Genomic DNA, 22,844 nt, shown 5'->3' on the forward strand with positions numbered 1-22,844 from the left:
GCAGGGGGTATTATATAGAAACACAAAAATAATTGCAAGTGAGAAAATTATAAAAAATCCCCCAAATGGGGGATTCTTTACAATGATAGCCCGCAACAATTCGTTGAGGTGTTACAATAACCACTGTCACAGTCTGAGTCGGACAGGCAAAAGTTAGCAGTACCTATTGTACATGTTAATGTGCCGATACTGCCCGAACGTGTGCAACAACCGTTTGTGCACTTTGGTTTAAGAAGTGGACAATCATCATCAGTTATACATGCAGTGCCACCCGTGCCGCAATTAATTGATACACAACATCCAGAAAAACACGAACCACTGGCACAATCAGAGTGGCTGACGCATGATTGGCCACCGCTGCACTTGGCGTCGCACGTATCATCACAACAACATGCCGTCGAGTATTCAAATGTGCCGACATCGTCGGTGAATTCCGTAGCCGCCGGCGCACGACATTGTTCATATGATGTCGCGCCCGCCACACCCGTTGTGTGCCCCACACCACATGTGCTACTGCAAGAAACACAGTCCACGTCCGCCAGACTTAGCATGGTCGCGTTACCCGAGGCGGAATAATAACCACTGGCACAACGATATTGATATACCGTTGATGAAGTACCACAATTATATAAAGTGCCCGACTGGCGTTCTGTTGCCACATTATAACTGGCCCAATCCAGATTCCACACATACTGATCCGCACAGACGCATTTATAATATGTCAAACTTTGCGTTTTATCACCTGTTGAGTCATCCATACACATAGATAGCGTTCCAGCCGACGTGTGTGAATATCCAGTATTGCATGTAAGGCTGGTTATAACCTTGACATGGCGGTTCAGCGTCCAGACCGGTGTCGTAGAACCGACAGGTGTCATGTTCTCATACAGGCCAAAACATTTGGCTGTGCTGCTGCTTGCGTTGTTGGTGTTACCATAAACAGTATAGGTATACGAAGAACTGCAAGTTTCTGCTACGTAATACCGGGCGCACTGTTCAGCGGCATTCGCCATGTTTGGCAGCATTATCGCCACCATCAATATCAGTAATTTTTTCATTTTGTCCCCCTTTGCCGACCGAAAACGGTGGTTTAGATTCGGCATAAAATGGGATTGACTTTTATGGGGAATTGCGCCAGAATTAGGTCAGAAAATGTGCTGAAAACAAACCACCGTTTGGATTCGGCAGTAGAAATACGACTCAAAAGCATAGAATCCGCGCAGTTGCGCGTTTTTTTATTATAAAAAAATCCCCGCGGGTGCGGGGATTTAATTTTACTGATTCATAGAACTGAAAAAGTCCGAATTTGTTTTCGTCAGACGCAATTTATCCAACAGGAACTCCATCGCCTCTAATGTGCCCATTGGGTTGATAATGCGGCGCAGGACATACATTTTTGACAGGATGTCTTTGCCAACCAACAGGTCTTCTTTGCGTGTGCCGGATTTTGTGATGTCAATCGCAGGATACACGCGTTTGTCGGATAACTTTCTATCCAAAATAATTTCACTGTTGCCCGTCCCTTTGAATTCTTCAAAGATAACTTCGTCCATTTTAGAACCGGTATCAACCAATGCGGTTGCGATAATCGTCAACGAACCGCCACCTTCGATATTACGGGCGGCACCAAAGAAACGCTTTGGACGTTGCAGTGCGTATGCATCAACACCACCAGTTAAAACCTTGCCACTGGATGGGACACAGGTGTTGTACGCACGACCCAGACGCGTGATAGAATCCAACAGGATGACGACATCTTGGCCCGCTTCGACCAGGCGTTTGGCCTTTTCAATAACCATTTCGGCAACCTGGATATGGCGCGCGGCTGGCTCGTCAAATGTGGATGATATAACTTCGCCTTTGACACTGCGTTGCATGTCAGTCACTTCTTCGGGGCGTTCGTCAATCAACAGAACAATCAGTTTTACGTCTGGGTAATTCGTTGCAATAGAATGCGCGATATTTTGCAGCATAACCGTTTTACCGGTGCGTGGCGGCGCAACAATCAGTGAACGCTGGCCCTTGCCCGTGGGGGAAATCAGGTCGATAACGCGCGCGGACAGATTGCGGCCGCGGTCGGTGTCAGACGGCACTTCCATTTTTAACTGTTCATCTGGGTACAATGGGGTCATGTCATCAAACGACACACGGTGTTTTAACTTTTCAGGATTGTCGCCGTTGACGCGCTCGATTGTTTCCAGTGCAAAATAACGTTCGGTTTCGGCGGCTGGGGCCTGAATCTGGCCTTCGACATAGTCGCCGGTTTTCAAGCCATATTTCTTAATCAACTGGGGCGACACATACAAATCGTCAGGGCCGGCCAGATAATTCGATTCCGGTGCGCGCAGAAAACCAAAACCGTCCTGCATACGTTCCAGTACGCCGTCACCAATCAATGTAACCTTTTTATCCGCCGCATAGACGCGCATAACCGCAAAACGCAGTTGTTGGACGTTCAACTGGGACGGATTTTCAATTCCCATATCTTCTGCCATTTTCAGCAGTTGTTGAGGCGATTTCGCCTTTAATTCATTAATATGCATAAATTTTCCTTTTCTGGGGGTTCGGGCATCAGAATTGCGCCCATTTCACGTTTAATTATAGGACAAACGCGACAAAAGTCAAGTAATTAACAAACAAAACACCCGCCGAAACGGCGGGTGCCACCTTTCCACAAACGCGATTAACGTTTGCTGAACTGTGTTGAACGACGTGCCTTGCGGAAACCATAGTGCTTGCGTTCTACAACACGGCTGTCGCGTGTCAAGAAGCCCGCAGATTTCAACGATGCGCGCAATTCTGGTTCGATTTTTTCCAAAGCCTTGGAAATACCGTGCTTAACCGCGCCGGCCTGGCCAGATAAACCGCCGCCTTCGACCATGGCAACGATATCATATGATGTTTCGCGTTTTGTTACGCCAAATGGCTGGGCGATAATCATCTGTAATACAGCGCGACGGAAGTATTCAGCCGCAGGTTTGCCGTTAACGATGATGTTGCCTTTGCCCGGCATCAAATATACGCGTGCAACGGAATCTTTACGTTTGCCGGTTGCATATGTTGCGTCATTTAATTTTGGTGCAACAACTGGTGCCTTTTTGGCAGCAGTTTTCTTAACAGTCGCAGTCTTTTTAACTGTCTTGGTCGCTGTTTTCTTTGCTTCTGCCATTATTCGCCCCTTTTGTTTTTACGATTCAAGCCTGCGAAATCAATAACAACTGGTTTCTGGGCTTCGTGTTTGTGTTCTGCGCCTGCATAAACGTGCAGTTTGGTCAAACGCTGGTTCGCCAGGGCGACCGCTGTGCGACGACCCATCATGCGCTTTACAGCGTTGAAAACCAATTTTTCTGGTTTTTCAGAGCGCATCTGACCCAATGTGCGGGATTTCAAAGAACCAGTCCACAAAGAGTGCCAAAAGAAACGATCTTTGTCAGCCTTGTGACCAGACAGTGCAACCTTGTCCGCGTTGATGATGATAACATGATCACCACAATCCATGTTTGGTGTCCATGTTGGCTTATGCTTGCCACGCAGGATGTTCGCAGTGTATGCCGCCAAACGCCCCAGCGTACAATCAGTCGCGTCAATCAGATACCATTTGGCATCCAATTCACACTTTTTTAACGATTTTGTCGCTGCCATTTTTATTTTACCCTTGGTTTTATAAATTAAAGCGCGGCTATTATGCCCCAACCCTGCGGAAAAGTCAAGAAAAAATCATACGGTATTATTATACCGCAACAAATCTCCCGACTGGGAGATTTATTTTGAGACATGAGACAAGAGATACGAGACATGACATACCGCGCTAAATAAAAGTTTATCGAAGAAAAAAATCCCCCGAACGGGGGGATTGTTTTATTTCTGGACAAAATGAACGCTGTATTGCGGTTTCTTGTCCGCGCCCAGGGCTGCACGAACAACCTTGTTCGAGGCAATTTGCACGGCGCGAACCAGATTATTTCTGTCTTTGCGTTCCGCCTTGGTCAGATTGTCAATCGCGCGTGTGATTTCAATCTGAATCTGACGCTTCATAAATCCGGTTTCGTCCGTTTCAAAGATGCCAGCACTGGAAACCTCGGGCGTGCCTTTTAGGAATCCGCGCTTATCCACCGGCAGGGTCACAAACACCGCACCGTTGGATGCAATCTTTTTACGGTTCTTGTAAACCTGGTCGTTGGCACTGCGTTCGGTTTCACCCTCCATCACAACATAACTGGTTTCGATTGTTTCAGCGACATATGGTTCATTCCCATCGGACAGCGCAACCATTTCACCGTTGTGGACAACCATCATATGTTTTGCACCACCGCGTTCCATTGCCATTTTACCGTTTAACATTTCGTTGATATAGTCACCGTGCATCGGGATGGACACCTGGGGGTGAACCATATCATAAAAACGTTCCAATTCAGGACGGCCGGCGTGACCACTGGCGTGCAGGTTATCTGTATCGAATATGGTATGTGTTTTTACACCCATACGTGCCAATTTGTTGTACAGGTATGATACATCCTGTTCGCGGCCCGGGATGATAATAGCACTGAACACAACGGTATCGGTTGGTTGTAATTTTAACTCTTTTACCTGGCCATGGCACAGACGTGTTAGCATTGCAAACTTTTCACCCTGCGAACCGGTCAAGAATATTGCCTGTTTTTCCGCCGGCAGGTCTTTGATTTCGCTGTGCAGATATACATCGTCTTTGTTGATATAGCCGAACTGAATACCCAATTCGCGGAATTCAGGCAGACCAACATATGGCACAGGATTTGGATTACTGCGTTCCTTGATACACGCAATGCGGCCGGCGGCACGGGCCGCTTCGGCAAACATTTTCATACGTGCCAAACTGCGCGAATAACCTGTTACCAAGACGCGACCCGGGGCGTTCTTCATGATTTCGGTCAAAGTTTCACGAACCTGGGTTTCGGTGGTCTGTTTTGTCTGACGCGATGAATTCGTTGAATCGCACATACACGCCAACAATTTTGGATCAGAACCAATCGCCGCCAGACGCGCAAAATCAGTTGGCGCTTCGATTGGAATATCGTCGTTAAATGTCCAGTCGCCTGTGTGCAGGATTTTACCTGCATCGGTTTTGATGATTAACATTTGCGCTTCGGGTACGCTGTGTGTGACGTGGAAAGTTTCAACCGTAAATGGGTCTAAATCCAATGTTGCACCATTGTGATCGAATTCAACAATATCGCGGTGTGGATCAAAGTCCATTTCAATGCCCGCAAACGTACGGCGTAAAATTTCCGCTGGGAAGCGTGTACAATGAATTGGCTTTCTGAATTTTGGCCAAATGTATTTTAATGCGCCAATGTGGTCTTCGTGGCCGTGGGTGATAACAAATCCAACAACGTCTTTTTTACGTTTTTCCAACCATGTTGTGTCACAGTATTGAACGTCCCCTGCCCCGATTTCTTCGTCCAGGAAACCCATACCACAATCAACAACCAGATATTTGCCACGATATTTATAGACATACATATTCTGGCCGATGTGTTCCAGACCACCCAACGCCATAAAATAAATCTTGTCGTCGTTCGCGTCTGTTTCGTGTTTGTTCATGCCCCGAATAGACCGCGGTGTTTTTGGTTTGTCGCCTTTGGATGGCGCAGATTTTTTTTCACGTACTTTTACCATTTATAATCCTTTTGTTTTGTTTCACATTTGTGCGACCATCAAATTCATTACTAATAAAGAAAAAATCTTTATTTGCAGTGAATCCATGGTCGCACGACTTATACCCCATGGTAATTTATTATCGTTAATAAAGACATAGGGGTAAATACCTGGTGGACATAGTTTTTGTCCAAATATTTCAAGCACAAATTATATAATAGTGCATTTGACACCAAAATCAAGACAATAATAAAATCCCCGCAAGTGGGGATTTTATTTTAATCGTCAGATTCCACGTCGTTTGCATGTTCTTCGACGGCGCGTGCCACGGTTTCGATTTGCAACAACTGATTTTCCAATGCCGCGCGTTCGGATGATTTATAGCCGGTTTCTGCATCTGGGGCAACAGTTGTTTTTTCAGATGCATTATCTGATTTCTTGGTCGCAGAAATCGCGGGATTTATCAGATTATTATAAATTTCAATCGCCTGGTGCGTGCCGGCCATATCACGTGCCAACAATTTGTTTTCAGGGCCAGGGAAAAACCAATCGTCCAGTTTTACCGCCGTGATTTGCATAATTGGGCGCGTGCGCGACTGGGCCAACCATTTTGGCAGGAAAGGCACGTCTGAATAGTACCACAGCGCACCCCAATAGAATATCCCCATAACGACAATGCCGCGGATAATACCAAATATAACCCCCAGCGTTTTATCAGTGACATTCATAATGCTGTCCTGAATTTTGTCGCGTAATTTCTGGTTCAAGAATCCAACCAACATCAATATCGCAAAAAATACGATAAAATATGACGCAACCAATGTGCCAACCGTGGAATCAGACAAATCAAACCAAGACTGTAATAATTTATCCAGCCACGGGGACGCAAATCGTGCAGAAATTGCCGCAACAACCCATGACAATGTTGCAATTGTTTCATACACACCGCCACGGATTGTCGCCCAAATTGTGGACGCCAATATGACGCCCACATAAATATAATCAAGTGTTGTTAAATCAAACATATTTGTTCCGGTTTAGATGATTATTTTTTGTTGTCTTTGCGAACCAAAACATAACCCAAGCCCGCAACCAAAACAATCAACAGTCCCCAGAACCAAACTGTGCTGCCGCCTTCATTTTTTTTTGCAGGTTCGGCTGCAGGTTCATCCGCAGGTTCGGCAACAGTTGCAGTATATTCAACAACTGCGTTCGCACGATCAGCATGTTCGGATTTAAATTTTTCCGCATCTGCCGCCATGGCTGCTTTGTTTTCAGCGGCAACAGCCTTTTGTTCATCAGACAGGTCAACTTCGATATATTCACGCATTGTGTCCTGCATAAAGTCTGCATAGCCCTGTTCGCATTTGTCACCGATTACCATAACAGGCACACCACCGTTATCGAATTCACATTTCTTTAACGCGTCCTGGAATGCAGGCAGATTGGCCTGGTCCATAACGTTGACGGCGGTTACCTTTAATTCTGGGTATTCATAGACCAAAGTGTTGGAAATAAATTCACGTGCGTGATGACAGTGTGGGCATGATGGCGAATAATAAATTGTAATATCAGCCGCAGATGCCGCGCCCGCAAATGTTAAACCCATAATAGCAGATAAAAATGATAATTTTTTCATAAGTAAGACTCCTTTCACTGGTTCGATTATAGAAAATATTTTTATATACACGCAAGTGGTTTTTGATAAATCTTTCCTGTTGAAATTTTAATAAAAAAACACAATATTTGGGCAAAGGAGTTTCATTATGTTTACATTAACACAATTTCCATTGCCGTATGCAACAGACGCACTGATGCCATACATATCCCAGGAAACAATCCAAACACATCACGGTAAACATGTGGCGGGATATATTGATAATCTGAACAAACTGATAGAAAACACACCGTATAAAAATGTTTCACTGGTAGAAATTATACAAGAATCTGCCGGCAAGCCAGATGAACAGAAAATATTTAACAACGCAGCACAAATTTATAATCATGACTTTTTCTTTCACGGAATGTGTCCAAAATGTACCGCCCAAATACCAGATGAAATTATTGAACAATTTGGCAGTGTGGAAAATTTCAAAGAACAATTCAAGTCGGCGGCAACATCACTGTTCGGCAGTGGATATACGTGGCTGGTGCGCGATGGCGATAATACATTGCGTATCATAAACACCGCAAATGCAGATACACCAATTGCACATAATATGAAACCGATATTAAACCTGGATGTGTGGGAACATGCGTACTATTTAGATTACAAGAATAAACGCGCAGATTTTATTGATTCGTTTTTGAATAATTTAGTTAATTGGAATTTTGTTGCAGAAAATTTGAAACAATAAAACAACCGCCATTTGGCGGTTGTTTTATTGATACATCATACACGCTTCTGAAAATTCATATGTACCAGTTGCGTCTGTGTACGACACACCCGCCGGCGCGTACATTATACAAGCACCAACTGGATTTGCCACCAGGCACGATTCCGCGTCACCCGCAGAACTTGTGCCCGCAGGACAGCTGGATCTGACCAGCATATACCGTTCGTTAACTGCAACGTATCCTGTGGGACATTCGGTCGCAGGCGCAATAGCCACAGCAACCGATGGCACGATGAAACAAAATATCATTAAAATTGTTTTCATAATCCCCCCACTAGTCCGAAAATGATGCCAGAATAAAACTGCGAAATTCAGATTCATTGACCATTGAAGTGGCGCACGCATGAGAGCAACTTTGATGTCCGGTCGCAACATGGCTCGCCCATGCCCATTTTGTAACAACCGGGGATACAATTTTGCACCAACATTCGGTTGTGCCATTGGCAGAACTTACGCTGTCTGCGACATCATCGTCAACATTGTCAGCAGCGACCGCAATACCCTGGATGGGCAGTCTATTGCAAGTGACAGACCAATCATAAGACGAAGTTTGGAACACAGGGTCAGCACATGTGATTTCTGGGGTTAAAGGGACACATTTTTGCACCGCGGCAAATGTGGGAACAGTTAAAATTGCGCCAAGCGCAGTTAAAAATAATTTGGTTTTCATGTTTTTCAATCTCCTGTTTATTTGTTTGTAAAAACAAAACCACTGTTTTTACACGAGTGGTCAGGAGGCTGATAACAATTGCTAGAATTGCGTGCTTATTCGATATATTCGCAACCCTCCTGACACCAATATCAGGAGTTATTTCCGTCGCAAGAATAAAAAATAGCGCGTCGCATGCGCCATAGGTTTATATTCCGACGCTAGCACAAGGGTTATCAGGCCCCATTATGGTAACCACCATAACACATTTATTATACAAGATAAAATAATATTGTGCAACAGTTTGATAAATAAAAGTATTCATATCTCAAAAAAATCCCCCGGTTGGGGGATTTTGTTTAGTGTTCTTCGCCAATGTGTTCGGGTTGATATATTTCAACGTCGCGTGTCATTGCCAAGAATTTATCCGCGCGTTTTGACGGTAATTCATCGACCGGAATTTGCTGTAATTCAGCAATCTGGGCGGCAACAGAATTGGCTAATAATTCCATTGTTGTTTGCCAATCTGTGTGTGCACCACCGGCCGGTTCATGAACAATTTCATCAATCACGTTCATGTCCGCCATATCGCGCGCGGTCAATTTCATTGCTGCAGATGCAGTTGCGCGATATTTATTGTCGCGCCACAAAATACTGGCGCATGATTCAGGGGCAATTACAGAATAAATTGCGTTTTCCATCATCAATACACGGTCGCCCGTTCCAATCGCAATCGCACCGCCCGAACCACCCTGGCCGGTGTTGACGGCAACGTATGGCGCGCGCATTGACAGCCCCGCCGCAATTGATGACGCAACCGCCTGGGATTGACCGCGTTCTTCGCCTTCGCGGCCAGCGAATGCGCCGGCGGTATCAAACAGCGAAATCAATGGTAACTGGAATTTTTCCGCCAGGCGCATCATGCGAACCGCCTTGCGATAGCCGTCGGGATTGGCCATACCGAAACGATGTTTCTGACGGGTTTCGATGGTACGACCCTGTTCCTGGCCAATAATGACGGCAGGAATACCGCGCCAGAACCCAATACCAGAACCCATTGCCGCATCTTCGGCATATAATCTGTCGCCGGCCAGATATGTCCAATCGTCAACAATACCATTGATGTAATCCAGGAAATGCGGGCGATTTTCATGACGTGCCAGCAATACTTTGTCATATGCTTCGTTTTCACCCATGCCACGAATCTTTTTCGATGCGTCATGCGCAGGCGTCGTGGCAACAATTTGTTTTGGGGCGCGTTCTTGCTTGGTCAAAACCGCCAGGATTTTCGCAATCGCATCATGCAGGTCACCACGTGCCACAACCATATCGACCATACCGTGTTCGTACAGGTATTCAGCCGTCTGGAAATTTGATGGCAATTTTTCGCGAATGTTTTGTTCAATGACACGACGACCGGCGAAACCGATACGTGCACCCTTTTCCGCAATATGGATGTCGCCCAGCATCGCAAAAGACGCCGTTACACCACCAAATGTCGGATCGGTCAACAAAACGATGTACGGAATGCCGTTTGCGTGCAATTTATTCACAGCGGCCGTTGTGCGTGCCATTTGCATTAATGACAAAATGTTTTCCTGCATACGAGCGCCGCCACTGGATGTGACCATAATAAACGGACGGCGTTCTGCAACCGCATGTTCCATCGCTGCAACAATTGCATCGCCCGCCGCACGTCCCATAGACCCCATCATAAACAGGCCATTCAAAACGCAAACCGTCGATGGAACACCACCAATTGTTCCGTCCGCCGCAGATACCGCGTCATAACACCCCGTTTCAGAACGCGCATCATCCAGGCGTTCGGTGTACGCAATGCGATCGACAAACTTTAATGGGTCGTCCGATACATTTGGTGGGGTTAATTTTTCCCAGGTATTATCGTCAAACAGTAAATCAAAACGCTGTTTCGGGGTCATGATAAATGCACGACCGCAACTGGGGCAAATGTATTTATTATCCTTGTAATCTTTATAGTAAACCAGTTTGCCACACGATTCACATTTTATCCACATCAGGCGACGAACACGTTCATAGCGTTCGCGATTTCGATTTTTAATGCCTGATTTTTTGCCAAATAACATAATTACTGTCCGTTCATCTTTTTAGTTAATTCACGACTGGGTTTGAACAAAATAGTCGTACTGGCCGGTAATGGCATAGGCTGACCCGTACAGGGGTTATATCCAATCTTCGTTGCGCGGGCGCGTGGTTGAAATGTGCCAAAACCACGGATTTCAATACGATCGCCGTTGGCGACGGATTCAATCATATGATCCGATACCGTGTCTAGAATCGCGGCCGCGTCGCCGGCACGCATGTGTTTAAAACGAACCTGAATAGAACGTACAATGTCTGACCTTTTCATAATTTATATCCTTTGTTCTTGCACTGTATTATTAATATCTTAGCACATTTTATCAAGAGTAAAGTTTTTTATTTATTTGGAATACGTTCCTGTGCCGAAAATACGCTAAAAATGTTAAATTATTTGCAAGGACAAGAGGTGAAATTATGCACGACTTATTCGATTTATGCGATTGCGATGAACAGACGACGGAAACAACAATGCCACTGATTGGCGACGCAGCCCCCAGTTTTAGTGCCAGCACCACAAACGGCGCAATCAAATTCCCAGGCGACTATGCCGGCAAATGGATTGTTTTCTTTTCGCATCCATCGGATTTTACGCCAGTTTGTACGTCTGAATTTATTGCATTTCAGCGTGATTTAGCAGAATTTGAAAAACTGAATACCCAGTTGGTGGGATTATCGGTTGGGGCATTGTCATCGCACCTGGCATGGCTGGACGCAATTTCAAAAATGCCGGATGGTATCGACATAACATTTCCACTGATTGATGATATGGGGGGCAAAATTGCAAAGATGTACGGAATGATTCAACCACACGCATCGGACACGCACGCCGTGCGCGCAGTCTTTGTTATTGATCCGGCGGGCATTGTGCGTGCGATTTTGTACTATCCGGCGGTTCTGGGGCGAAATATCGAAGAAATTCGGCGTATGATTGTCGGATTACAGACGGGCGACGCGTTTGGGGTGGCAGCGCCTGCGAATTGGATACCGGGCGATGACGTTTTGCGCCCTGCCCCGATGACAATGCGACAAATGCGCAAAGACAAACATACACCATGGTTTATAACGTACAAAAAGTTGGACAAGGATGTTATTTATAGCAAAATCGGAAAACAAAAACCTGAGCAAAAATAATCCAGGCGCAGACAGACCGGTTTATTTCTGGTTCAAAATACCAGCGGAAAGTCGCGTATGTCCAGTGGCACGCCGTCGCGTTCAGGATTCCACTGATACATCGACATAATGACGCGTTTTTCGTTGTCGAATTTGACACCTTCGGCGCGCAGGGCGCGGTATTGTTCCGCCGCCATGCCGGAACACAGCGTGCCGTCTTTGAACACAACACGATGCCACGGCAGATGCCATGACGACTTATTGTTTGAAGCATATCCGACAAAGCGCGCCATACGTGGACGGCCAATCATTTGTGCGATTTGACCAAACGACGCAACGCGTCCGGCAGGAATGCGGGCGACGGTATCATAGACTTTTTCATTGAATGTTTTTTCCATGGAATTTAGTTTATCAGTCATGATGAAAATGTCAAATATTTGGTCTTGCAAAATAATCCGGGGGTGGTTATAATGCGTGGCACGGAGACGTGGCAGAGCGGTTGAATGCGCGCGACTCGAAATCGTGTATACGGTAACCCCGTATCAAGGGTTCAAATCCCTTCGTCTCCGCCACCCGTCTTTGCTAGCGCAAAGCCGCGGTTAAGCGGATTTAAGTGTAGCAAAACGGAGTGCCGCGGCTTTTGGGTCGCAGTTTTTTTTATAAAAAACAAGACAAAAAGACGGGCAAAACATGTATTATGTGTACATTTTACAATCAATAAATAATCCAGATTCCTTTTATATTGGTTTTACAACTGATTTAAAACAGAGATTAGCGGAACACAATTCTGGAAAATCGATACATACAAATAAATACAGACCTTGGCGAATAAAAAATTATTTTGCATTTGGTGATGAACAAAAAGCCAAAGATTTTGAATCTTACTTTAAAACTCATTCTGGACGTAAATTTTGTAAAAATCATTTTTGATTTTTATTATTGTGTATCGAGGACAGGAATTCGTCTCCGCCAGGATTAAAATAAGATGCGCCCCAAACGGGGCGTGTTTTTTAAACTTCGAAATTGTAATTTTTTACCGATTTGACGATGGCGTTGACCAATTTGTCCTGGTGTGCGGATGTTTTTAACAATTTTTCTTCGGCCGCGTTGGACAGATGCCCCAATTCCAGTAACGCCCCTGGAACAGTTGAACGCAAAACCGCAAATGGCGCATGACGTACGTCAGGACCGGGCTGTTGTTCAATGGATGCACGCTTGAACGATTTGGCACAGCCGGTGGCGTATTCTTCACTCATTTCCGCGACGGCGTGTTGTTGCAACGAAGACAAGGCAATGCGGATGTTTTCTTCGAATTCGGTGAATCCAGACACCCCGATTTTGTCGGCGGCGTTTTCAGCCTCGGCCAGTTTTTTCGCCTCTTCATCCGATGCCTTTTCCGACAGGGTATAGATTGAAAAACCCTTCATCTTGCGGCTGGGGTTTGCGTTGGCGTGCAGGGATATAAACAGGTCAGCCTTGCGCTTTTCGGCAATGCTGGCACGTTCAGCCAATTTTAAATATGTGTCACCACTGCGTGTCAGGTATGTTTTAAAGCCGTTCGCGTCCAGTTTGTTTTTTAATTTTTTCGCAACTGATAGCACAATGTCTTTTTCACGAGTGCCACCTTTGCCGATACAGCCAGGATCTTTGCCCCCGTGGCCGGCATCAACAACAATCACATATTTGCGCGATGCAGTAATCGCAGTGGTTGTCGCCGCAGACGACGTTGTGTACTGGGGCGGTTCAGACGGCGCGTTCGTTGCACCTGCGACAAAATCCAGCACCAGACGATAATCATTATCGCCATTCGGTTCAAGGACCAGAATCGATGCCTTAGGAATTTGGGCGATTGACTGTTTTAAAGTGGCAACAATTTGCAGGGCGTCACCATTTTGCACCTGGGCAATGGATTTTACCAGGCCGCCCGATGCCAGTTTTGGCGATACAGACATATTTGTGGTGGCGTTCGCAATATTTACGACCAACTGGCCCGCAGGATATGACAGCGAATACGACGGACGTGCGGATGTTTCAATCACCAGGCGTGTTTTATCGCCGGGCTGAATCCCAGTGCGCAAGGAACGCAAAGAATTGCGCGCAGCAAACGCCATACGTGGCAACAATGCCGTTGCCATAATTGAAAAACCAGTCAACTTTAATAAATTTCTGCGGGTGATTTTCATAGATTCTATTATATCAAAATTCACAGTATTCTTCAAGCCCGTTTCAGGAATATATGGTTGCGTATGGGAATTAATTCCGATAAAATGTAAGTGTCAGTTAGCAGTTGGGCATCGATACCCCAGATAACTAACAAAAATTTGTTTTAACCAACCGTCCCGACATAAAAGTCGGGAAGTTGTGGCCATACAACAGGGTGCGTTAAGAGCATCTAAAAACCACAAGGTCAAAGTTATCTGACTTATCGAACTTCCCGACTCCTATTCCTGATGTAAAATAGGAGTTTTATATGAAAAAAGTTGCCGTTTTATATATTGCACTGGGGCGATATGTATCTTTCTGGAAAGGGTTCTATGAATCATGCGAAAAATACCTGGGGCCATGTGAAAAGGAATACTTTATATGGACCGACAATAATGTCTTTGATTATTCAGACGCAAAAAATGTACATGTTATACACGCCCAGAAAAAGGGATGGCCATATGATACACTGTTGCGGTTTGAAATGTTTTTGCAACGCGAAAAAGAACTGAAAGAATTTGATTATATCTATTTCTTTAATGCAAATATGGAATTTGTAAATCCTGTGGATTTAGCCGAAATTACACCACGCGAATGGCACGACGGATTGGTCGCGGGCAGTCACCCGGGACGCCGTGGCGACGTGTTGTCAGGCAATCCAGACGCATTCGGATACGAACGCAGACCAGAATCAACCGCATACGTACCATACGGCAAGGGAAAACACTATGTCTGTGGCGCATTTAACGGCGGGACAAGTGAAGCGTTTCTGGAAATGTGCAGAAAACTGAAAAAGAATATCCAAATCGATTTAGATAACGACATTATTGCACGCGTTGATGATGAATCGCACCTGAATGCATATTTAATAGATAAAAAATATCTGCTGTGTGGGCGCGCGTACGGATTCCCAGAAAAAAAGATAAAATATGTAAACCCAATTGAAATGGCGATGATTAAAATTGTCTCGCGGCACAAGGGACACCCAAAATACGGCGGTGTACGGTGGCTGCGCGGACAGACAGAACGAAAAATTCCAAACAATTGGTTCATACGCAATGTTATGATACCGGGATGCAAGGTTGTGTCTGTGTTTATTCCGTCGAAAAAATATAGAAATAAAGTAAAAAAATATTTCGGTTCAATTTAAAAATCCCGCCAATCGGCGGGATTTTTATTATAAATCGAAACGATTTAGTTCAAAGCTTCTTTCAATGCTTTACCTGGTTTGAATTTAGGCTGGGTAGAAGCTGGGATTTTGATAGCAGCACCAGTCTGAGGATTGCGGCCTGTTGTTGCTTTGCGTTTTGCAGTTGCAAATGTACCAAAACCAACCAAGCGAACTTCGCCTTTCTTTTTCAAAACTTTTGTAACTGTGTTGATGAATGCATCCAAGCATGCAGCGGCAGTTGCCTTGGTAACGTCAACTTCGTTTGCGATTGCTTCAATCAATTGCTGTTTGTTCATGTTGTTTCTCCTTTCATAGAATTTTATTATAAGGTGTCCCGCAGTTCCAATGGACATTCCTTGTACTGCTTGTCCGAATCGTAGAGAATTCCGCGCTTTAAGTCAAGTCAATAATTAAAAAATCCCAGATTTTTGCAATGTTGACAAATTCTGGTTTAAAAAAACCGCCGATTGGCGGTTCGATTAGCAACTTATTATTTACTTAGACAGTTTGCAAATGATTGCGACACCAACGATTCTTCGGCATCGGTCATTTGCGCAACCGGAACAACAAAACAGCGCGCACTGTCACGCAGTACAAATACCTTGGTCCCGCGGGTGTATGCCGTTTTCATATTGTCAATCTGGGCACTGGTCAAGAATGCGTTCTGGGTCGTTGATGGCAACGACATTGCCGCATTTATAATCTGAAACGCGCGATCGAATGTATAGATTTCATCGCTGAGGGATCGAACCTCCATCCAAATTGACTGATTTTCATATGGATTTTCGATTCTTTGATCCGTTGTTGGGAATGCAGCGTTTACCGCCAGGGCCGCAACCGTTTGCAGGGCCGTTGGCTGGGACGAATCTGTACCATGCGATACTGTGTTCAACTGCATATTATCGCCACACGCCAGATTCATGCGATTTGTATAGCCCGCCAAGACTGCGTCAACGGCAGCCTGCCAATCTTCGCCCTTTTTGTTTAAATCCAGACTGACGATTTTTTCGGCCCAGCCCCAAATGTTTGCACCAACATTACCGGCATTGGCAAAGCGGGTAACCATTTCCGCACTGCCCCCCGGGACACCTGCGCCACAATAATCGGTCAATTGTGTGGTTAGCATACTGGACGTTTCGTTACCATAGGCAAGCGCGACAGAATGACATGACATCGCGGCTTCTAGTTCCTGGCGACGCTGAATACACAGGTCGGAATTAGATTTTGACAACTGGGTCGCCATATTTGACATCGACAGATATGACATTAATTCCTGTTGCACATATGACGGGCACAGACGCGCAGCCGTATTCATGCCACCGGTGGAATTTTTTGTGTTTGCGCCATACTGGGGCAATAAAATTTCCGTATCACGTTGCAGACACAACAATGCATAATTGTACAATTCGCTTTCCGTTGCATACTGGCACTTTGATTCACGCTGGCCAGGGACGACGGTGACGTCACCGCAATAATCCGACAGGCATTTGAAAATCTTTTCCCGACAGGCCGTATCAACATCAGGCTGGGTCACCATGAAATAATTGTTACGTTGGTTCATTTTATAGGTATTCGCAATGCCCGCGTTACCACGCAGACCACCCGATGACGTTGGGGTCTGAATCGCCAGACCGCGATTGCGATCCGATGCGCCAACCGTACCGGCAGATACCGCAAATGCGCCGTTTGCCAACAAACATGCGCCAACCAAGCCAAAAACACACAGAAAATGCTTCATGGTAAAATCCCTCTCGTTGCGTTCATTTTATCACAACCGTTTGCAAAAGGCAAACATTCATTTGATTTAGAAAAATTAACTGATATGATATGTGTTATGATTATAGCAACAGAAGTTTTATCGCAAATCCACGACGACATTTCTGCCGTCAGGGGGTTTCTTTGACCCCGAAAAATTACAATCACAGATTGACGAACTGAATATTCAGGCAAACGACCCGGAACTGTGGAATAATCCAGATAATGCACGGGCAATTTTACAAAAGAAATCCGGTTTGGAAAAGACGTTGGACGAACTGGTTCACATGGAATCAGAATATGCGACACTGCGCGAGTTGTACGAAATAGCACCAGATGATGCGGATGTGTTGGGCGCAATCGAAAAACTGGGCGATATGGCGCACCGGGCAAAGTTTATTACCCTGTTTCGTGAACCTGCCGATGGAAACGGGGCGTTTTTGTTTATCCAGGCCGGCGCAGGCGGGACGGAGGCACAAGACTGGGCCCAGATGATGTCCCGAATGTATGCACGCTGGGCCGAACGGCACGGATTTACAACCGAAGTTATCGAAGAACACGAAGGCGATACAGCCGGAATTAAAAATATCACTTATCGTATATCTGGTGAACGGGCGTATGGATGGTTAAAGAACGAGATTGGCGTACACAGACTGGTACGTATTTCCCCATTTAATGCGAACGGAAAACGACAGACCAGTTTCGCGTCTGTTGATGTTTGGCCGGATATTGATGATACAATCGAAATCGAAATTAACGACAAGGATTTACGTATCGATACATATCGCGCATCGGGCGCAGGTGGCCAGCACGTTAACAAAACTGACAGCGCGGTTCGCATTACCCATATACCAACCAATACTGTTGTAACATGTCAAAACGAACGCAGCCAGATTCAGAACAAAGAAATGGCGATGAAGATGCTGCGCAGCAAGTTGTATGAACTGGAAATGCAAAAACGCGCCGAGGCCGAAGATGCCGCCAAGGCCGCCCAGAAAAAAATTGAGTGGGGCAGCCAGATTCGAAACTATGTCCTGTATCCGTATCAGTTGGTAAAAGATGTGCGGACGGGTGTTGAAAAGACCGATTCCGACGCCGTACTGGATGGCGATTTAGACGATTTTATGTTGGCAAGTTTACAGCAATAAAAAATCCCGCATTTTGCGGGATTTTTTGAGACATGAGATATGAGACATGAGATATGAGAAAAATAGGAATCCCCCAGGTGGGGGATTTTTATTTAGTCACTATTTCACGAAATATTTCCGCCGGGATTGTGCCACCTGTGATTTTAGAATCCATGGGGGCAAAGTCGTCGTTGCCCATCCAGATACCAATAATCAATTCACGCGTTGCGCCAACAAACCATGCGTCGCGATTTTCATTACTGGTGCCGGTTTTACCACCCAAAACACCGTCTGCGCGGGCGCGACCGCCCGTGCCACCCGGCGCAATTACATCCGCCAATAATGCCGTCATTGATGCGACCGTGTGGGGCTGTAATATAGTAATCGGGTCGGATGGATTGCGTTCATAGATTATGTTGCCAGACATGTCTGTGATTTTCGTAATCGAATAAGGTCGCACAGATTGACCTTTGTTCCAGATAACCGCATAGATCTTTGTTAAATCCAGCAAACTCATTTCCGACGCACCCAGGACCGTTGAATATTCGCGACGCAATTTCGTACCAACACCCAAACGCCCCGCCATAGACAACACCGAATCAATACCATATAATTCGGTCAACTTTAACGGAACGGAATTAACACTTTTTGCGAATGCGGTCGCCAATGTAATATCGCCATAATATCGTTCGTTATAATTTTTTGGGTTGTAATCGCCAATTGCAAATGGGGAATCATTAACATAACTGTCCGGCAACAATCCGTTTTCAAGCGCAACCAGATAGACCACAGGTTTAAACGTACTGCCCGGTTGACGTGGGGATGTGGCACGATTAAACTGGCTGTGCTGATAATCTGTTCCGCCTGACATTGCACGAATTGCACCATCGGGATTCATGGCAACAACAGCGGCCTGGTGCGGGGTGGCGCGGGATGGCAAAATCGCGGCAATGTGGTCCTGTAACTTCATATCCAGGGTGGTATGGACATACATGTCTGAATCAAATGTCCCGATTGTCGATTTTAATTCATCCATTACAAAGTCAGTCCAATAACGATACAGGTTTGTATCAATCGCGCCAGTTGCAGGTTTTAATGACTGGGCGGCGGCACGGGCCTGGTTTATTGTGATGTAGCCCTGGTGTACCATTTGGGTTAAAACCGTGCGGGCGCGCGCGATATTTTTTTCAGGATTACGCAGGGGGCTGTACGTGGTGGGTGCTTTTAACATAGCGGCGATCTGGGCCGATTGCCCGATTGATAACCCGGTTGCCGGCACACCGAACATAGCACGCGACGCAGCATCAATACCACGCAAACCACCAACCAAAGACACACGGTTCATATATAAATCCAAAATCTGATTTTTGTTAAAACGATTTTCCAACCAATATGACAAGATTAATTCTTGGACTTTGCGGGAAATCTTTTTTTCGCGCGATAAAAATATATTCTTGGCCGTTTGTTGGGTGATGGTTGAACCACCCGACGCCATGCGACCAGACGCCAAATTGCCAAATACCGCGCGTGTTATGCCACGGATATCAATTGGGCCATGTTGAAAAAATCGTTTATCTTCGATTGCGACAATCGCCTGCCATACATGTGGGGGCAATGTTTCGACCGATACAGGCGTGCCCATAATACGATTAGCACTGCGGATTTCATGACCGTCTTTATCCAAAAACACAACCGCCGCATCGCGCGTTTCGTGCAGTATTGCGTCCAACGACGGCATACGCAGGTATATCACCGAAACATAGCCAGCAATCGCCACACATCCCAACAAGAATAAATTTAAACACCATACCAACAATCGCCGTTTTAGCGACGGCGTCGGACGTTCACAATTAATCTTTTTTTCAGATTTACGTGGCAACATTTCCCCCTGGTACAGGAATATTAGCATAAACAACTTGCGTTTTGCAAAAGTTTATATTTATAATCTTAGCACAGAATGAAAGGATTGGGAAATATGAAAAAATTAGCATTTATTTTGGCGGTTTTAACGGCTGTGCCGGCATGCGCCGAAGAATACTGGGATGACGGATATGATTATACGGCCACGAACGTGGCGACGGTTCGTCGTGACAACTATGTTGGTATTCGGTTGCATAAAAACGAAAGCATCGCGTTTAAATATGATGTGAGTGGTGGTGGCGACACAACATTACGCAAAGACAACTGGGGTTTCGGGGCGGTTGTTGGCAATCGATTAAGCGACCATGTCAAGGTTGAATTTGAAACAATGTACACCGGTGCAAGCCAGGTGAAACGCGGCAACGATTTTGACTTTGATATTTGGGCGAATATGTTCAATGTATACCTGTTCCAGGAATACGCGGGGGCAATTGCGCCGTATGCAGGACTGGGGATTGGTTTTGCCAGCATTTGGGGCGACGTAGGTGCGCCGGGCGGACATATGTCTGATTCTGTGTTTGATTTGTCATTCAGCGCAATGATTGGTGTTAACTTTGCGTTAAACGAACGGGTGGATTTAAACCTGGGGATAAAATACCAGTACTATGGCGAGGTAGAACACGAATTACACGGCGCAGAATTTGCCACCACAGATGTTGATGCGACCGAATTCTATTTCGGGGCGGTATATAAATTTGGGATGTAATCGGATTCTTTTTCCGTTGTATTGGAAATACAAATTTTCTATAATTCGGGTATGAAAAACATACCCGATTTATTTATTTTATCTGAACACGCGGAACTGTTAAAAAAATTAGGCGAATGGGATACGGCGTATCATCAAAATGACGCACCAATCGTTGACGACGCCACATACGACGCGGCAAAGAAACGCGCGCTGGAAATTGAAAAAATGTATCCAGAACTGGCGGCGGGTGGCGCGTCGACACATGTTGGGGCGGCGGTGTCTGATAAATTTAAATCATATAGGCACAGTGTGCCAATGCTGTCGATTTCAGATGTGTTTAACGAAGGCGAAGTGGCGGATTGGTTCAATAAATTGAGCAGTCAGGATTTATTCATTGAACTGAAAGTTGACGGGGTTTCATATGCCGCACGATATGAAAACGGGGTGTTGGTGCGTGGACTGACACGCGGTAGCGGGGTCGAAGGCGAAGATATCACAGAAAACTTGAAAACAATTCCAGATATTCCACAAAAATTGTCCGGCGTATTCCCAGACGTGGTCGAAGTTCGTGGCGAAGTTTATATGAAGCGCGCGGACTTTATCGCACTGAATGCTGAATCAGAAAAACAATTTGCGAATCCACGCAATGCGGCGGCGGGTTCGTTGCGACAGTTAAATCCGGCAATAACCGCAACACGCAAACTAAGCGCGTTTGCGTACACATACGGCGAAATTTCAAATCGTGATTTCGCAACACAATCTGAATACTTTGACCGGCTGGAATCATGGGGATTCAAGACCACACGCGCGTGGGCGCACTATGCGCGCACGTTGAATGAAATTCAGGACGCCTATAATAACACTATGTTAATTCGTCCAGACATTCCGTTTGATATTGACGGATTGGTATTAAAAGTTAATGATATCGCAACCCAAGAACGAATGGGCAGTCGCGCAAACAGCCCACGGTGGGAAGTGGCATACAAATTCCCGGCTGCCCGCGCGATAACCACACTGCGCGATATAACAATTCAGGTTGGGCGCACAGGCGTTTTAACACCGGTCGCGGAATTAGAACCGATTAATATTGGGGGCGTTGTTGTATCACGTGCGACACTGCATAATGCAGATGAAATTGCGCGTCTGGGGGTACGGATTGGCGACAAGGTTATTGTTCAACGTGCGGGTGACGTTATTCCGCAAATTGTCGGTGTGGCTGAATCCAATCCGGATGCAGCGGAATTTGAATTCCCGGCAACCTGCCCTGTGTGTGGCGGAAATGTTGTCCAGGAATCTGGGATGGTGGCGCGCCGATGTGTTAATACACTGGGGTGTCCGGCACAGTTGATTGGCGAACTGGAACACTTTGTCGGGCGCAAGCGGTTTGATATTGATGGACTGGGGACAAAACAATTGGAAAACTTTGTTTCCCGCGGATGGATACGCGAACCTGCAGATATATTTACGTTAATCCAAAATCATGCTGATGAAATCAGACGTATGGATGGTTTTGGGGATAAATCGGTTTCTAATTTGAATACATCCATTGAAAATGCGCGCGACATTGATTTACACAGGTTTCTGTTCGCAATTGGCATACCCGAAGTGGGCGAAGTTACCGCCAAGATTTTGGCACGCGCGTTTGGTTCGTTGGACGCGGTGCGTGGCGCACCGGCGTGGAAACTGAAAAACATTGATGGCATTGGCGATGTTATGGCGGATGAAATCGTGTCATTTTTTGCCGACGAACATAACGCAGGGGCACTGGACAGATTATTACATCAGGTGCGCGTGCGTGATGCAGATATTAATGCGCCGGTGGCAGATGGTCCATTGGCAGGCAAACGCGTAGTGTTGACGGGGACACTGTCAAGATATACACGGGACGCGGCGCGTGAAATACTGGAACGCATGGGCGCAAAGGTCGCAGGCAGTGTTTCTGCAAAAACAGACATCGTCCTGGCCGGCGCAGACGCAGGCAGCAAACTACAAAAGGCCCAGGAATTGGGAATAACAATTTGGGGCGAAGATGACTTTGAAAAAGCAATCGAACAATAAGTAAAAACCCGCC

23 protein-coding genes and 1 tRNA gene are annotated in these 22,844 nt (G+C 45.8%); 8 read left to right on the plus strand and 16 right to left on the minus strand.

The window, feature by feature from the left end; all coding sequences use genetic code 11:
* Positions 1–77: 77 nt before the first annotated feature.
* From E7008_01195 to E7008_01225, 7 genes are all read right to left on the minus strand, one after another.
* Complete coding sequence (locus E7008_01195) at positions 78–1,058, minus strand: hypothetical protein (protein ID MBE6456542.1); 981 nt, start codon at positions 1,056–1,058, stop codon at positions 78–80.
* Positions 1,059–1,274: 216 nt separating this feature from the next.
* Positions 1,275–2,543, minus strand: a complete 1,269-nt coding sequence (rho, locus tag E7008_01200; protein MBE6456543.1) for a transcription termination factor Rho — start codon at positions 2,541–2,543, stop codon at positions 1,275–1,277.
* Between the two features lie 140 nt (positions 2,544–2,683).
* Positions 2,684–3,169 (minus strand): 30S ribosomal protein S9, encoded by a 486-nt coding sequence (gene rpsI, locus E7008_01205; GenBank protein MBE6456544.1) that lies wholly within the window; start codon positions 3,167–3,169, stop codon positions 2,684–2,686.
* The gene (rplM, locus tag E7008_01210) at positions 3,169–3,642 is read right to left on the minus strand and encodes a 50S ribosomal protein L13 (protein ID MBE6456545.1); all 474 of its coding nucleotides are present in this window, start codon (positions 3,640–3,642) and stop codon (positions 3,169–3,171) included. Before rplM ends, rpsI begins: the two co-directional genes overlap by 1 nt.
* A 216-nt stretch (positions 3,643–3,858) precedes the next feature.
* Positions 3,859–5,655, minus strand: coding sequence for a ribonuclease J (locus E7008_01215; protein MBE6456546.1), 1,797 nt, complete (start codon positions 5,653–5,655; stop codon positions 3,859–3,861).
* 257 nt (positions 5,656–5,912) lie between these two features.
* On the minus strand, positions 5,913–6,659 hold the full coding sequence (locus E7008_01220; GenBank protein ID MBE6456547.1) for a CvpA family protein: 747 nt from the start codon (positions 6,657–6,659) through the stop codon (positions 5,913–5,915).
* 20 nt (positions 6,660–6,679) lie between these two features.
* Positions 6,680–7,273: a hypothetical protein gene (locus E7008_01225; protein MBE6456548.1), complete on the minus strand. Its 594-nt coding sequence runs from the start codon at positions 7,271–7,273 to the stop codon at positions 6,680–6,682.
* 127 nt (positions 7,274–7,400) lie between these two features.
* On the opposite strand from E7008_01225, the gene E7008_01230 reads away from it, so the two are divergent.
* Positions 7,401–7,991, plus strand: coding sequence for a superoxide dismutase (locus E7008_01230; protein ID MBE6456549.1), 591 nt, complete (start codon positions 7,401–7,403; stop codon positions 7,989–7,991).
* A 24-nt stretch (positions 7,992–8,015) separates the two neighbouring features.
* Here E7008_01230 and E7008_01235 read toward each other — a convergent pair whose 3' ends face one another.
* From E7008_01235 to E7008_01250, 4 genes are all read right to left on the minus strand, one after another.
* Positions 8,016–8,294, minus strand: coding sequence for a hypothetical protein (locus E7008_01235; protein ID MBE6456550.1), 279 nt, complete (start codon positions 8,292–8,294; stop codon positions 8,016–8,018).
* Positions 8,295–8,304: 10 nt separating this feature from the next.
* Complete coding sequence (locus E7008_01240; protein MBE6456551.1) at positions 8,305–8,700, minus strand: hypothetical protein; 396 nt, start codon at positions 8,698–8,700, stop codon at positions 8,305–8,307.
* A gap of 338 nt (positions 8,701–9,038) precedes the next feature.
* On the minus strand, positions 9,039–10,784 hold the full coding sequence (locus E7008_01245) for an acetyl-CoA carboxylase carboxyltransferase subunit beta (GenBank protein ID MBE6456552.1): 1,746 nt from the start codon (positions 10,782–10,784) through the stop codon (positions 9,039–9,041).
* Positions 10,785–10,786: 2 nt separating this feature from the next.
* Positions 10,787–11,068: an integration host factor subunit beta gene (locus E7008_01250; protein MBE6456553.1), complete on the minus strand. Its 282-nt coding sequence runs from the start codon at positions 11,066–11,068 to the stop codon at positions 10,787–10,789.
* A 146-nt stretch (positions 11,069–11,214) separates the two neighbouring features.
* On the opposite strand from E7008_01250, the gene E7008_01255 reads away from it, so the two are divergent.
* Positions 11,215–11,931 carry a peroxiredoxin gene (locus E7008_01255; protein MBE6456554.1) on the plus strand — a complete coding sequence of 239 codons (717 nt, stop codon included), beginning with the start codon at positions 11,215–11,217 and terminating at the stop codon, positions 11,929–11,931.
* Positions 11,932–11,963: 32 nt separating this feature from the next.
* Here E7008_01255 and E7008_01260 read toward each other — a convergent pair whose 3' ends face one another.
* Entirely contained in the window at positions 11,964–12,308 is a 345-nt protein-coding gene (locus tag E7008_01260) for an MGMT family protein (GenBank protein ID MBE6456555.1), read from the minus strand.
* An 83-nt stretch (positions 12,309–12,391) separates the two neighbouring features.
* Here E7008_01260 and E7008_01265 point away from each other — a divergent pair.
* Together E7008_01265 and E7008_01270 are read left to right on the plus strand one after the other, a co-directional pair.
* A tRNA-Ser gene (locus tag E7008_01265) sits at positions 12,392–12,482 on the plus strand.
* 118 nt (positions 12,483–12,600) lie between these two features.
* Positions 12,601–12,840, plus strand: coding sequence for a GIY-YIG nuclease family protein (locus E7008_01270; GenBank protein ID MBE6456556.1), 240 nt, complete (start codon positions 12,601–12,603; stop codon positions 12,838–12,840).
* 80 nt (positions 12,841–12,920) lie between these two features.
* Here E7008_01270 and E7008_01275 read toward each other — a convergent pair whose 3' ends face one another.
* The gene (locus tag E7008_01275) at positions 12,921–14,117 is read right to left on the minus strand and encodes an N-acetylmuramoyl-L-alanine amidase (protein MBE6456557.1); all 1,197 of its coding nucleotides are present in this window, start codon (positions 14,115–14,117) and stop codon (positions 12,921–12,923) included.
* A gap of 263 nt (positions 14,118–14,380) precedes the next feature.
* Here E7008_01275 and E7008_01280 point away from each other — a divergent pair, with 263 nt between their 5' ends.
* Entirely contained in the window at positions 14,381–15,262 is an 882-nt protein-coding gene (locus tag E7008_01280) for a glycosyl transferase (GenBank protein MBE6456558.1), read from the plus strand.
* A 44-nt stretch (positions 15,263–15,306) separates the two neighbouring features.
* On the opposite strand, the gene E7008_01285 is transcribed toward E7008_01280, so the two are convergent.
* Both E7008_01285 and E7008_01290 read right to left on the minus strand, forming a co-directional pair.
* Positions 15,307–15,579 (minus strand): HU family DNA-binding protein, encoded by a 273-nt coding sequence (locus E7008_01285; GenBank protein MBE6456559.1) that lies wholly within the window; start codon positions 15,577–15,579, stop codon positions 15,307–15,309.
* Positions 15,580–15,773: 194 nt separating this feature from the next.
* Positions 15,774–17,021 carry a hypothetical protein gene (locus tag E7008_01290; protein ID MBE6456560.1) on the minus strand — a complete coding sequence of 416 codons (1,248 nt, stop codon included), beginning with the start codon at positions 17,019–17,021 and terminating at the stop codon, positions 15,774–15,776.
* A 96-nt stretch (positions 17,022–17,117) separates the two neighbouring features.
* Here E7008_01290 and E7008_01295 point away from each other — a divergent pair.
* A protein-coding gene (locus E7008_01295) for a peptide chain release factor 2 (GenBank protein MBE6456561.1) occupies positions 17,118–18,186 on the plus strand; the annotation gives its coding sequence in 2 pieces (ribosomal slippage) (positions 17,118–17,183 and positions 17,185–18,186; 1,068 coding nt in all).
* Between the two features lie 88 nt (positions 18,187–18,274).
* Here the strand turns inward: E7008_01295 and E7008_01300 are convergent.
* The gene (locus E7008_01300) at positions 18,275–20,074 is read right to left on the minus strand and encodes a hypothetical protein (GenBank protein ID MBE6456562.1); all 1,800 of its coding nucleotides are present in this window, start codon (positions 20,072–20,074) and stop codon (positions 18,275–18,277) included.
* A gap of 48 nt (positions 20,075–20,122) precedes the next feature.
* On the opposite strand from E7008_01300, the gene E7008_01305 reads away from it, so the two are divergent.
* Together E7008_01305 and ligA are read left to right on the plus strand one after the other, a co-directional pair.
* Positions 20,123–20,791: a porin family protein gene (locus E7008_01305; protein ID MBE6456563.1), complete on the plus strand. Its 669-nt coding sequence runs from the start codon at positions 20,123–20,125 to the stop codon at positions 20,789–20,791.
* Between the two features lie 51 nt (positions 20,792–20,842).
* Entirely contained in the window at positions 20,843–22,831 is a 1,989-nt protein-coding gene (gene ligA / locus E7008_01310) for an NAD-dependent DNA ligase LigA (protein MBE6456564.1), read from the plus strand.
* The last annotated feature ends 13 nt before the right edge of the window (positions 22,832–22,844 follow it).

This window comes from Alphaproteobacteria bacterium, assembly GCA_015062495.1.
Taxonomy (GTDB): Bacteria; Pseudomonadota; Alphaproteobacteria; order Rs-D84; family Rs-D84; genus Enterousia.

Bases quoted from the DNA above. Each gene is read 5' to 3' on its own strand.
- E7008_01240 (MBE6456551.1), bottom strand. From the start codon at position 8,700: ATGAAAACCAAATTATTTTTAACTGCGCTTGGCGCAATTTTAACTGTT.
- E7008_01250 (MBE6456553.1), bottom strand. From the start codon at position 11,068: ATGAAAAGGTCAGACATTGTACGTTCTATTCAGGTTCGTTTTAAACAC.
- E7008_01260 (MBE6456555.1), bottom strand. From the start codon at position 12,308: ATGGAAAAAACATTCAATGAAAAAGTCTATGATACCGTCGCCCGCATT.
- E7008_01225 (MBE6456548.1), bottom strand. From the start codon at position 7,273: ATGAAAAAATTATCATTTTTATCTGCTATTATGGGTTTAACATTTGCG.
- E7008_01280 (MBE6456558.1), top strand. From the start codon at position 14,381: ATGAAAAAAGTTGCCGTTTTATATATTGCACTGGGGCGATATGTATCT.
- E7008_01245 (MBE6456552.1), bottom strand. From the start codon at position 10,784: ATGTTATTTGGCAAAAAATCAGGCATTAAAAATCGAAATCGCGAACGC.
- E7008_01290 (MBE6456560.1), bottom strand. From the start codon at position 17,021: ATGAAGCATTTTCTGTGTGTTTTTGGCTTGGTTGGCGCATGTTTGTTG.
- E7008_01285 (MBE6456559.1), bottom strand. From the start codon at position 15,579: ATGAACAAACAGCAATTGATTGAAGCAATCGCAAACGAAGTTGACGTT.
- E7008_01270 (MBE6456556.1), top strand. From the start codon at position 12,601: ATGTATTATGTGTACATTTTACAATCAATAAATAATCCAGATTCCTTT.
- E7008_01305 (MBE6456563.1), top strand. From the start codon at position 20,123: ATGAAAGGATTGGGAAATATGAAAAAATTAGCATTTATTTTGGCGGTT.
- E7008_01300 (MBE6456562.1), bottom strand. From the start codon at position 20,074: ATGCTAATATTCCTGTACCAGGGGGAAATGTTGCCACGTAAATCTGAA.
- rplM (MBE6456545.1), bottom strand. From the start codon at position 3,642: ATGGCAGCGACAAAATCGTTAAAAAAGTGTGAATTGGATGCCAAATGG.
- ligA (MBE6456564.1), top strand. From the start codon at position 20,843: ATGAAAAACATACCCGATTTATTTATTTTATCTGAACACGCGGAACTG.
- E7008_01255 (MBE6456554.1), top strand. From the start codon at position 11,215: ATGCACGACTTATTCGATTTATGCGATTGCGATGAACAGACGACGGAA.
- E7008_01235 (MBE6456550.1), bottom strand. From the start codon at position 8,294: ATGAAAACAATTTTAATGATATTTTGTTTCATCGTGCCATCGGTTGCT.
- rpsI (MBE6456544.1), bottom strand. From the start codon at position 3,169: ATGGCAGAAGCAAAGAAAACAGCGACCAAGACAGTTAAAAAGACTGCG.
- E7008_01230 (MBE6456549.1), top strand. From the start codon at position 7,401: ATGTTTACATTAACACAATTTCCATTGCCGTATGCAACAGACGCACTG.
- rho (MBE6456543.1), bottom strand. From the start codon at position 2,543: ATGCATATTAATGAATTAAAGGCGAAATCGCCTCAACAACTGCTGAAA.
- E7008_01215 (MBE6456546.1), bottom strand. From the start codon at position 5,655: ATGGTAAAAGTACGTGAAAAAAAATCTGCGCCATCCAAAGGCGACAAA.
- E7008_01195 (MBE6456542.1), bottom strand. From the start codon at position 1,058: ATGAAAAAATTACTGATATTGATGGTGGCGATAATGCTGCCAAACATG.
- E7008_01220 (MBE6456547.1), bottom strand. From the start codon at position 6,659: ATGTTTGATTTAACAACACTTGATTATATTTATGTGGGCGTCATATTG.